This window comes from Streptomyces carminius, assembly GCF_002794255.1.
Classification (GTDB): domain Bacteria; phylum Actinomycetota; class Actinomycetes; order Streptomycetales; family Streptomycetaceae; genus Streptomyces; species Streptomyces carminius.
Window position 1 is genome coordinate 5407 of sequence record NZ_PGGW01000062.1, and the last position, 9817, is coordinate 15223.

At 66.8% G+C, this 9817-nt stretch carries 7 protein-coding genes and 5 pseudogenes; 6 read left to right on the forward strand and 6 right to left on the reverse strand.

The window, feature by feature from the left end; genetic code table 11:
* Nucleotides 1-120: 120 nt before the first annotated feature.
* The 3 pseudogenes from CUT44_RS21705 to CUT44_RS21720 form a co-directional block, all read right to left on the reverse strand.
* Nucleotides 121-1429 (reverse strand): annotated as a pseudogene (locus CUT44_RS21705) (IS256 family transposase).
* A 44-nt stretch (nt 1430-1473) separates the two neighbouring features.
* Nucleotides 1474-2259 (reverse strand): annotated as a pseudogene (locus tag CUT44_RS21710) (transposase family protein).
* Nucleotides 2260-2436: 177 nt separating this feature from the next.
* Nucleotides 2437-2616, reverse strand: a pseudogene (locus CUT44_RS21720) (winged helix-turn-helix domain-containing protein); the annotation flags it as partial.
* On the opposite strand from CUT44_RS21720, the pseudogene CUT44_RS21725 reads away from it, so the two are divergent.
* Both CUT44_RS21725 and CUT44_RS21730 read left to right on the forward strand, forming a co-directional pair.
* Nucleotides 2600-2925 (forward strand): annotated as a pseudogene (locus CUT44_RS21725) (IS5/IS1182 family transposase); the annotation flags it as partial. The pseudogenes CUT44_RS21720 and CUT44_RS21725 sit on opposite strands and share 17 nt — an antisense overlap.
* Nucleotides 2926-3055: 130 nt before the next feature.
* Complete coding sequence (locus CUT44_RS21730; RefSeq protein ID WP_100203613.1) at nt 3056-3766, forward strand: GntR family transcriptional regulator; 711 nt, start codon at nt 3056-3058, stop codon at nt 3764-3766.
* A 212-nt stretch (nt 3767-3978) separates the two neighbouring features.
* On the opposite strand, the gene CUT44_RS21735 is transcribed toward CUT44_RS21730, so the two are convergent.
* Complete coding sequence (locus tag CUT44_RS21735) at nt 3979-4743, reverse strand: IS5 family transposase (RefSeq protein ID WP_100203614.1); 765 nt, start codon at nt 4741-4743, stop codon at nt 3979-3981.
* A gap of 503 nt (nt 4744-5246) precedes the next feature.
* Between CUT44_RS21735 and CUT44_RS33195 the strand changes: the two genes are divergently transcribed.
* Complete coding sequence (locus tag CUT44_RS33195; RefSeq protein ID WP_158239646.1) at nt 5247-5414, forward strand: hypothetical protein; 168 nt, start codon at nt 5247-5249, stop codon at nt 5412-5414.
* A 148-nt stretch (nt 5415-5562) separates the two neighbouring features.
* On the opposite strand, the gene CUT44_RS21745 is transcribed toward CUT44_RS33195, so the two are convergent.
* Entirely contained in the window at nt 5563-6081 is a 519-nt protein-coding gene (locus CUT44_RS21745; RefSeq protein ID WP_100203615.1) for a winged helix-turn-helix transcriptional regulator, read from the reverse strand.
* A 157-nt stretch (nt 6082-6238) separates the two neighbouring features.
* On the opposite strand from CUT44_RS21745, the gene CUT44_RS21750 reads away from it, so the two are divergent.
* Together CUT44_RS21750 and CUT44_RS21755 are read left to right on the forward strand one after the other, a co-directional pair.
* Nucleotides 6239-6595 (forward strand): RING finger protein, encoded by a 357-nt coding sequence (locus CUT44_RS21750; protein ID WP_100203616.1) that lies wholly within the window; start codon nt 6239-6241, stop codon nt 6593-6595.
* Between the two features lie 52 nt (nt 6596-6647).
* Nucleotides 6648-7490 carry an oxidoreductase gene (locus CUT44_RS21755; RefSeq protein ID WP_100203617.1) on the forward strand — a complete coding sequence of 281 codons (843 nt, stop codon included), beginning with the start codon at nt 6648-6650 and terminating at the stop codon, nt 7488-7490.
* Between the two features lie 273 nt (nt 7491-7763).
* Here CUT44_RS21755 and CUT44_RS21760 read toward each other — a convergent pair.
* Nucleotides 7764-9075 (reverse strand): annotated as a pseudogene (locus tag CUT44_RS21760) (IS256 family transposase).
* 472 nt (nt 9076-9547) lie between these two features.
* Here CUT44_RS21760 and CUT44_RS21765 point away from each other — a divergent pair.
* On the forward strand, nt 9548-9817 hold a 270-nt coding region (locus tag CUT44_RS21765), incomplete at its 3' end, for a class I SAM-dependent methyltransferase (protein ID WP_146252212.1).

A 9817-nucleotide genomic window follows, 5' to 3' on the forward strand; every position in this document is an offset into this window, starting at 1 on the left:
GCACCGAGGCCAGAGCATCGTTCGCACTCTCTGTGAGGCCGAGGCGACCAGTTCTCGCGCTCCGTCACCACCGAATGTGAGACAGAGCCCAGTAGACGGCTGATCCGGTTTTTGTAGGGGTCAGTTGGCGGCCGGGGTGAGCCGGCCTTCGAAGGCGATCTGGAAGGCGTTCCACGGTGCCTTCCAGCGTGTGGTCCACCGCTTGCGGCCCTTGCCGGTCGGGTCCAGGCTCATCAGCGCCATGTAGACGCACTTGTGGGCCGCGGCCTCGTTGGGGAAGTGCCCGCGGGCGCGGACGGCCTTGCGGATGCGGGCGTCGACGGACTCGATCGCGTTCGTCGAGCAGATCACCTTGCGGATCTCCACGTCGAAGGAGAGGAAGGGCACGAACTCGGCCCAGGCGTTCCCCCAGAGCCGGATGACCGCCGGGTACTTCCTGCCCCAGGCTTCCTGGAACTCGCCGAACCGCTCGGTCGCGGCGGCCTCGTTCGGGGCCGTGTAGACAGGCTTGAGCGCCTTGGCGATCTTGTCCCAGTCCTGGCGGGCCGCGTGCCGGAAGCTGTTGCGCAGCAGGTGGACCACGCAGGTCTGGACAATGGTTCGAGGCCAGACGGTCTCCACCGCCTCGGGCAGGCCCTTCAGCTCGTCGCAGACCAGCATCAGGACATCGTCGACGCCCCTGTTCTTCAGATCCGTGAACACGCTCAGCCAGTACTTCACGCCCTCGCCGCCGTCGCCGGCCCAGATCCCCAGGATGTCGCGGTGGCCCTCGACGGTGACGGCCATGACGAGGCAGACCGGACGGTTCGCCACCTGCCCGTCCCTGATCTTGACGTTGACGGCGTCAACAAACAGCACCGGATAGACGCGGTCCAACGGCGGTCGGACCACTCCGCCATCCCGTCCATCACCTTGCCCGTGATCGTGGAGATCGTGGCCTTGGACACGCTCGCGCCATAGACCTCGGCCAGGTGGGCGGAGATCTCGCCGTGGGTGAGCCCCTTCGCCGACAGCGGCAGCACCATCTCTCCCCCGCAAGCGGGAGGTACCCCCACCACACCGGTCAGGCGCCGCTGCCGCTTCTTGACGATGGCCGGCTCGAACGTGCCCGCCACATCCCGGGGAACCATGACCTCGACCGGGCCGACATCGGTCAGCACCGTCTTCGCCCGCGTCCCGTTGCGGGAGTTGCCGCTGCCCCGGCCCCCGGCGTCGTGCTTCTCGTATCCGAGGTGATCGGTGATCTCGCCCCCGGGGCGGACTCCAGGACTCGCTTGGTCAGCTGCTGGAGCAGCCCGCCCTCCCCGGTCAACTGCAGACCCTCACTGCGGGCCCGGTCCACGAGCATCGCGACCAACTGCTCACCACTCGCCGGCACGGCCGCCGCCGGCTCACTACCCGGTATCTGCTCGATGGTGGTGTCGCTCATCTGGCGTCTCCTTGATCATCGGATCCGCCGGTCATTGAGCTTCTTCAGCATTGCCGCTCCAGGGTGAGGATGGCTTTGGCGATTGACGTCATGCGGTTGGGACTGCATCGGGATCTGCGGAAGATCCGCCAGGACTTCGGGCGGGCGACGCCGCGTTCGACCGGTGCCCGTGTCGCGGTCAGGGCCCGGTTGACGGTCTTCTCGGTGGGGGTGAGTTCCCGCAGGGGCTTGCGTTTGATGCCCGTGGTCAGCCAGGAGCCGCCGCCCTGGTAGGCAAGATCGGCCAGGATGGGGACGCCCTGGCGCTCGCAGATGCGGATGATGCGGTGGGTACGGGCTGGGGGCGCCGCCCGGCCGGAGGCTGGGGGAGGTCAGGTCGTGGGCCCGGCCCGGCAGCGCGGGTGAGAGCCACGGCAGCCGGCCGTCCGGATCGGTGACCACCTGCACGTTCACCCCGTGCCGGCGATGCTTGTGGGAGTAGTCCGCACGTGAGTCGCCGACCCGGTCGCACTCGGCGAGGGTGCCGTCCAGCAGGACGAAGTCGGGGCCGGCCGGCCGGCCTCGCGTAGGACTTTCAGCAGGCCCGGCGTGCGCTGGGCGAGCAGGTGGATGACCGCGCTGGTGTAGGCGCGGGCGGTGGAATAGCTGATCCCGAACCCGGCAGCGACCTTCGCCAGGGTGGTGTGCTCGCGCAGGTACACCAGTGCCACCATCGCGCGCTGGGACGGGCGGAGCGTGCAGCGCCGGTCGCCCTCACGGGTGACGACGAGCAGGGTGACCCACTCCACGAGCGCGTGGGGCAGGTCGAGCGCGGCAGGATAGATGGCCAACGAGGCCCCCGAGCAGCGTGGTTGAGACGTCAGATATCCCGATCAACAGCCCCGGGGCCTCGCTCGTTGCGGCTTGAGGACCGTCACCTGATCGGTGGCCACCTCGAAGAAGCTCATTGAACACTCCCGTCTTTCAACGCGGGGAGCGAGTTGAGGAGATCCCGCACGATGTCCATGTCAGGGGCACAACTTGTGGTCGAAACCACGGACGGTCTTGATCCGCTCGGCTCCGACTTTCTTGCGTAGCCGCTGTACGCAGAGATCGACCACCCGGCTGTCACCGTCCCAGCCGTAGTCCCACACATTGCGTAGCAGCGTCTGCCGATCCAACACGATGCCGGGATGCGCCGCGAGTTTCCTGGCCGATCCGTCCGGCCGGCTGCTGTGGGCCTCACCGGCCCTGCCCGGAGCCGTCCACGACATCCGGGCCGCCCGCGAGCACGGCATCATCCGCACGCTTACGGAAACCGACATCAAGTGCTGGACCGAAAAGGGCTGCCGAGGCGCCGGGGACACGGTCCGGTCCCTACGCCAGGGTCCGAGCACTCGTCGCCTGTCGCCACCCTCAATTTCTGGCGGCTCCGCAAACTGCGGCGCTCGACCATCCGCATCACGAGCCTCGTCCAAGCCGCCCTCTGCCTGCACCTGGCCAGCTCAGAACGCTGAGCATCGGACATCGAACGGCGGAATCTTCTGGCGCCCCGATCGCACGCTCTCACCCACTACGAGGGGTGCGATTTATCCCCATATGCGATCGCACTTGACAAAGGTCATCCGTTAGTGTGCAATATATCGCATGCCAGTGCCACAGGGTCGAGGGCTCGTTTCACGATCACTCCTGAGGGAGGACGCCTACCGCGCCATTCGAGATGCCATCGTAGATGGCACACTGGCGCCAGGTGAGCGCTTGACAGACAGCGACTTGGTCACTTGGCTCGGTGTGAGTCGCACGCCAGTCAGGGAAGCACTGGCGCGCCTGGAGCAGGTAGGCCTGGTTCAGACCAAGCCGGGACGATTCACCAGAGTCAGCCCTTTGGACATCCGGGCGGCTCGTGCCGCACAGTCGGTGACGTCAGCCATGCATGAACTAGCCGTTCGCGAGGCCTTGCCCCACCTTTCCACAATGGAACTGGCTGCCATGCGCGAAGCCAACGCACGGTTCGCAAACGCCATGACCCGCGATGACGTGGACGCGGCATTGACTGCTGACGCCGACTTCCACAGTGTTCCCGTGTTTGCCAGCGCCAATGATGCCATTCAAAACGTTCTCGAGCAGTACACGCCCGTGCTGCGCCGTGTGGAACGTCTTCGGTTCTCTTCCCTCTCCGGTCGGAATTCAGTTGCGCAGCATGACCGAATCATCGAGCTGTGCGAGGCGGGGGACGTCGAAGGAGCAGTACTTGCCACCCGCACCAACTGGCGCACTCTCCTGGATCTTCTGGAAGGTCTTCCTTCCGACGACGAGACGCCGAAGAGTCGTGTGACGTCCAACGACGCCGCTGACTGAGCGATACTTTTCTCTTCTTCCTGTGGAGTTGGGTCGTCGGTCGGGGATGGCGGCCCGGAGCCCCTGGTCGTTTTAGCATTCTTCTCCCCTCTCACGTTATCGCGTGAGGATCGGGCACGTGTCCTGCCCCTGTTGGGCCCGTGCCTTGCAGACGGGTGTCAGCACGATGGACGTGCGCGTGCCTGAAAGCAGACAGGGAGCCTTTTCCATTCTCAAGCTGAGCTGGCCAGTTGTAGAGCGAGGACGGCCTGGACGAGGCCGGTGGTGCGGTTGGTCGAGCACTGCAGTTTGCGGAGGAGTCGCCAGGACTTGAGGGTAGCGACGGCCTGCTCGATGAGGGCGCGGATCTTCGCGTGGGACCGGTTCGCCGCCTGCTGACCGGTGGGCAGGGGCTCCCAGCGTCCCCGGCACGGGCTGCGGACCGTGCCGCCGACACCCCGGTAGCCTTTGTCGGCCCAGCATGTGATGCCAGCCTCGGTAAGGGCGTCGATGATGCCGTGTTCGCGGGCCGCGCGGACATCGTGGACGGCGCCGGGCAGGGTCGGCGAGGCCCACAGCAGCCGGCCGGACGGATCGGCCAGGATCTGCACGTTCATCCCGTGCTTCTTGTGCTCACCGGAGTAGAACGGCCGGTCCGCGGCGATGCGATCGATGGGCAACAGGGTGCCGTCCAGCAGCACGAACGCCTTCGTCGATGCCGTCCGGGCCACCTCCGCAAGAGTCGGGGCGAGCGCGGTCAGGAGATCGACGGCCTCGGTGATGTACCGGTAGACGGTCGTGGTCCCGATGCCGAACCCGGCCGCGAGCTGAGCGTACGGGTGGTCGTTGCGGAGATGGGCAAGGGTGAGCAGAGCCTGCCGACCAGGACTCAGGCGCCGCCACCGGGTGCCGAGCTCCCGGCGGTGCCGGCGGAGCTTGGCGGACAGGAAGCACAGGGCAGAGCTGGACACGTCGACACCCGACGGGTAGACAAGCACACGAAGCCTCTGGTGGAGACGGATTTCTTGGTCGAAAACCCATCCACCAGAGGCTTCGCCTGTCTGTCAGCCCGACTGGCGTGCTCAACCGCCAAGTTGTAGGGCCGAGGGCTGGCGCGGTGGCGGAGTACGTCCGCTCCGTTTCCAGCCCCCGCCGCTTCGAACCGTGCATGCGGTTCTCCCGCACATGGCTCACCGACGCCGTTCACCGGCAGCATTCGGCCTTTCCCGCCAGGGCTTTCCCGCCCTGGGTGCCACGACGGTTCCATACGGGCTGACCAGTCCGAGATCTCTCGGGGACGAGATCGCCAGTACCCATCTGCCGAACGCCCGGCTGCGGGAGACGAGCACGGACTGCGCCGACTCCAGCCGGTACGAGGAGAGCGAGAGGTCCGAGAGCTCAAGAGCCCGGGCCTCGCCGTCATGTGGCATCGACCGTGCAGCGCTCCCGGTCCGGCGACTGGAAGAGAAGAGCACAGGTACACGATCGAGCGAGACCGCACATGCTGACCACCCGCCGCACGGCGGCGCTGTCCTGCCGGCGGCCGCCGCTGCTGGACGCCGGGCGGCGGCATGGCTCCCTGGATCCGGGGGACTGCGGCCGCATGGCCCTGGACAGGGGCGGCGCGGCTGCTCGCGGACGCCCCGGGCACGGCCATCATGACCGGTGATCCGTTACGGATGTGGGCTTTCCGGGTCACGCCATCGCCTGAAGCGCGGCGGCTGGCCGGCCTGGCCAGGAACTCCTAGCGAAATGATCTTCGGGGTGGTGAGGCGCCGGTTCGCTGCACGTGAAATGGCGGCGAAAGCCGGGTACGCCTACTGCCCACCGGCCCTGTCCGGCCGCTGGCTCTGCAGTTCCGTGTACCGCGAGCGCATTGCGGTGCTCGCGGCCGGACCGGCAGCGAAGACGAAGGCCTCACTGTCGTCGAGGTTCCTTCCTGTACGGGCGTCGACCAGGACCGGTTCGACCTCCTCGCCGCTGGCGGCGTCCACCAAGATCATGGATCGCTCCTGCGGCGTCAGGTGCCGGTTCCCCCAGGCGGCCAGGGCCACGATCACGGGCCGAAGGGATCGGCCCCGCTCGGTGAGCACGTACTCGTAACGGGGTGGCTTGTCCTGGTAGAGCCGCCGTTCCAGCAGGTCATCCGCGACCAGCGTCTTCAGCCGTGCGGTGAGCATGCTGGTGGAGATGTCCAGATTCCGCTGGAACTGGTCGAAGCGTGTATAGCCGTCGAAGGCGTCGTGCAAGATCAGCAGAGTCCACCACTCGCCGACGTGCTGCACCGTCGTGGATAGCGGGCACTCCCGGTCCTCCAGCCGTATGCGACTCGGCATGCCACCCTCCCAAAGTTACTGCTAATATAGAAGTCAGTACCTTCTATTTTAGCAGTCGGCGGGGTTCTGCGGTGATGTGCGCACGCCGGGCATGTCGCCGCCCGGCGTGCAAGAGCCGCATCCCGTGACTGCTTGCCCTGGCGCAGAGGAAGAACCCATGACTCAGAACCCGACGTCGACCGACCCCGCCGACCTGCCCGAAGCGATCACCCGCTACCTGACGGGCCGCGCCGACAAGAACGTCTCCGCTGCGGCATCGGCCTTCGCACCGCACGCCACTGTTACGGACGACGGACACACCTACGAGGGGGCCGAGGCCATCACCCGATGGCTCGGGCAGACCGACACCGAGTACAGCTACACCACCACGCTCACCGGCGCCGAACGCGACGCACCCGACCGGTACACAGTCCACCAGCACCTCGAAGGGAACTTCCCCGGCGGAATGGTCGACCTGCACTGCCGCTTCGTCCTGACCCGCGGACTGATCAGCGAACTCCGCATCGCCCCCTGACTGGCCGCCTCCACCCCTCGCACACCCGATTCCCGACAGGAGCACGAACAGCATGAGGACCTGGTTCATCACCGGTGGCACCCCCGGCGGATTCGGCATGGCCTACGCCGACGCCGCCCTGGACCTGGGCGACAACGTCGTCCTCACCGCCCGCCGCCCCCACCTGCTCGACGACTGGGCCGCCCGCCACGGCGACCGGGTCCTGGCCTACCCCCTGGACGTCACCGACGCACGGCAGATCCACGAGGCCGTCCGAGCCGCCGAAAAGCGTTTCGGCCGTATCGACGTCCTGGTCAACAACGCCGGCCGGGGATGGTACGGCTCCGTCGAGGGCACGCCCGACAGCGACGTCAGGAACTCCTTCGAGCTGAACTTCTTCTCCGTCACGCAGATGCTCCGCGCCGTCCTGCCGGGCATGCGAGAGCGCGGTAGCGGATGGATCATCAACATGTCCTCCGTCGCCGGACTGCGCAGCGTGCCGGGCTTCGGCTACTACAGCGCCGCCAAATACGCCATCGAAGGGCTCACCGACGCGCTGCGCCACGAAGTCGCCCCGTTCGGCATCAAGGTCATGGCCGTGGAGCCAGGCGCCTTTCGGACACACGCCTACGCGTCATTCGCCGACGAAGCCGTGAGCGAGACGGTCGACGCCTACCTTCCCTTGATTGAATCCGTCCGCTCCTCCATGATCAAACAGAACGGCCATCAACCCGGCGACCCCCACCGTGGAGTGCGCGCCGTCGTGGACGCCATGAACAGCGTCACCCCGCCCCGCCGTATCGTCCTGGGCGCCGACGGCTACGCGGCCGTCCAGGAGCAACTGACAGACATGGCGGCAGAACTGCGCGCCTTCGAAGCGGCCTCACGTAGCGCGGACTTCCTCCGGCGCTCCTAAAAGTACGCAGAACGAGTCGAGAAGCGGGTCAAACGCCTCCCAAGTGTGGCCGACCAGGACGGTAACCAGCTTGCGGGCCCCGGCCTTGGTCAGCCGCTTCACGGCCGTCACGCGCGTCTCTCACCGCCACCCGGCCGGGACAACCCGCCATCAACCCGGGTGGACGCGGACACGCGGATCAAGCTACGCCCGCTGCCTGTCGGCAAACGATGGTGAGCGGGTGTGTCCGGTAGAGACAAAGCCAAACGTTCGGTGTAACCAGGGTGGTTGAGGTTACTGGCGGACCGCCGACAGGCGGCCGTCGAAGGTGATGTCGAAGGCGTTCAGCGCGGTCTTCCAACGGCTGGTCCAGCGGGCCTGCCCCCGGCCGGTGGGGTCGAGGGACGTGATCGCCATGTAGACGCACTTGAGTGCGGCGGTCTCGTTGGGAAAGTGTCCACGGGCCTTGACCGCCCGCCGGATCCGCGCGTTCACCGACTCGATCGCGTTCGTGGTGCAGACGATGCGGCGAATCTCGGCATCGAGCCGCAGGAACGGGGTGAACTCTTCCCAGGCGTTCTCCCACAGCCGCACGATCGCCGGATACTTCCGGCCCCACATCTCGGCGAACCACTCCAGGGCGGCCTCCTCGGTCGGCGCCGTGTAGACCGGCTTCAACACCTTGGCGATCTTGTCCCAGTCCTGGCGGGCGGCATAGCGGAAACTGTTGCGCAGCAGGTGGACCACGCAGGTCTGCACCACCGTGCGAGGCCAGACGGTCTCGACCGCGTCGGGCAGGCCCCGCAGGCCGTCGCAGACCAGCATCAGCACATCGTTCACGCTGCGGTTCTTGAGCTCGGTGAGGATGTGCAGCCAGTGCTTGGCACCATCGCCACCGTCGCCGGCCCACAGCCCCAGGATCTCCCGCCGACCCTCGACGGTAACCGCCAAGGCCACGTAGACGGGCCGGTTGGCCACCGCGCCGTCACGGATCTTGACGTGGATGGCGTCGATGAAGACCACCGGATAGACAGCATCGAGCGGCCGGTTCTGCCATTCGGCCATGCCGTCCAGGACCTTGTCGGTGATCGTGGAGATCGTCTGGCGGGAGACCTCCGCCCCGTAGACCTCGGCCAGGTGAGCCTGGACCTCGCCGGTGGTCAGCCGCCTTGACGGACAGGGAGATCACCATCTCTCCCCCGCAAGCGGGAGGTACCCCCACCACGCCGGTCAGGCGCTTCTGCCGCTTCTTGACGATCTTCGGCTCGAAGGAGCCCTCCCGGTCGCGGGGCACGGCTATCTCCACCGGGCCGACATCGGTCAGCACGGTCTTGGAGCGTTTGCCGTTGCGGCTGTTGCCGCCGTTCTTCCCGGCCGCCTCGTGCTTGTCGTAGCCGAGGTGGTCGGTGATCTCACCCTCCAGGGCGGACTCCAGCAGCCGCTTGGTCAACTGCTGCAACAGCCCGCCCTCACCGGTCAGCTGCAGGCCCTCGGCCTGGGCCTGCCCCACCAGCTCGTCGATCAGCCGGTCGTCCACGGCCTTGGCCGGCGACTCACCCGACTCGACGGCCTCGGCCTCGGCCTCGGTCACGTTCTCACTGGTCATCGGTGCATCTTCCTTGATCAGGAGTTACACCGAACGTTTGGCTCTGTCTCACATTCGGTGGTGACAGATTGTGAGCATGGGGCACCTCTGCCTTGCAGAGGGTGCGGCCGGTGCTCTGACCTCGATGCTTCGAGGCTGATGGCGGCGCATCGGAGTCGCCGAGTCTGTAGCGCCACGCTCTCACGGACAGACACCGAACCGATCGATCGCCCCTTGGACGGCGACTGCTGTGGTGCGCGGACCTGCGTGTTCGTGATCTTCGTGATCGATGACTTATCCTTCACCGCCATTACTGTCCGTCACAACCGAATGTGAGACAGAGCCGAACATTTTACAGTCCCAACGCCCCGGCCGCGGTCACCGCGGCGACCAACCGTGCCAAGAACGACAAGGACTCAGCGCAGTGGCTGACGGAGGCACCGGGAAACGGTCTTCGGCAGGACCGGCGTGGCGGGTGTGTCATGGTGCTCGCATGACGTGGAACGGTGAGGAGTACCAGGCTCGGTTCGACCGCATCGCCGCCCAGGGGAAGGATGTCCACGGTGAGGCCGCGCTGGTCCGTTCCTTCGCGCCGGCCACGGTCCTCGACGCGGGCTGCGGCACCGGACGGGTGGCCGCCGAACTGGCCCGCCACGGAATCACCGTGGTGGGCGTGGATGTCGACGAGTCGATGCTCGCCACCGCCCGGCGCCGGGCGCCGGAGATCCGCTGGCACCGGCGCGACCTGGTGGGACTCGATCTC

Excerpts from the sequence above, each read along its gene's own strand:
- CUT44_RS21730 (WP_100203613.1), top strand. The coding sequence starts at position 3,056 with ATGCCAGTGCCACAGGGTCGAGGGCTCGTTTCACGATCACTCCTGAGG.
- CUT44_RS33195 (WP_158239646.1), top strand. The coding sequence starts at position 5,247 with ATGCTGACCACCCGCCGCACGGCGGCGCTGTCCTGCCGGCGGCCGCCG.
- CUT44_RS21745 (WP_100203615.1), bottom strand. The coding sequence starts at position 6,081 with ATGCCGAGTCGCATACGGCTGGAGGACCGGGAGTGCCCGCTATCCACG.
- CUT44_RS21750 (WP_100203616.1), top strand. The coding sequence starts at position 6,239 with ATGACTCAGAACCCGACGTCGACCGACCCCGCCGACCTGCCCGAAGCG.
- CUT44_RS21755 (WP_100203617.1), top strand. The coding sequence starts at position 6,648 with ATGAGGACCTGGTTCATCACCGGTGGCACCCCCGGCGGATTCGGCATG.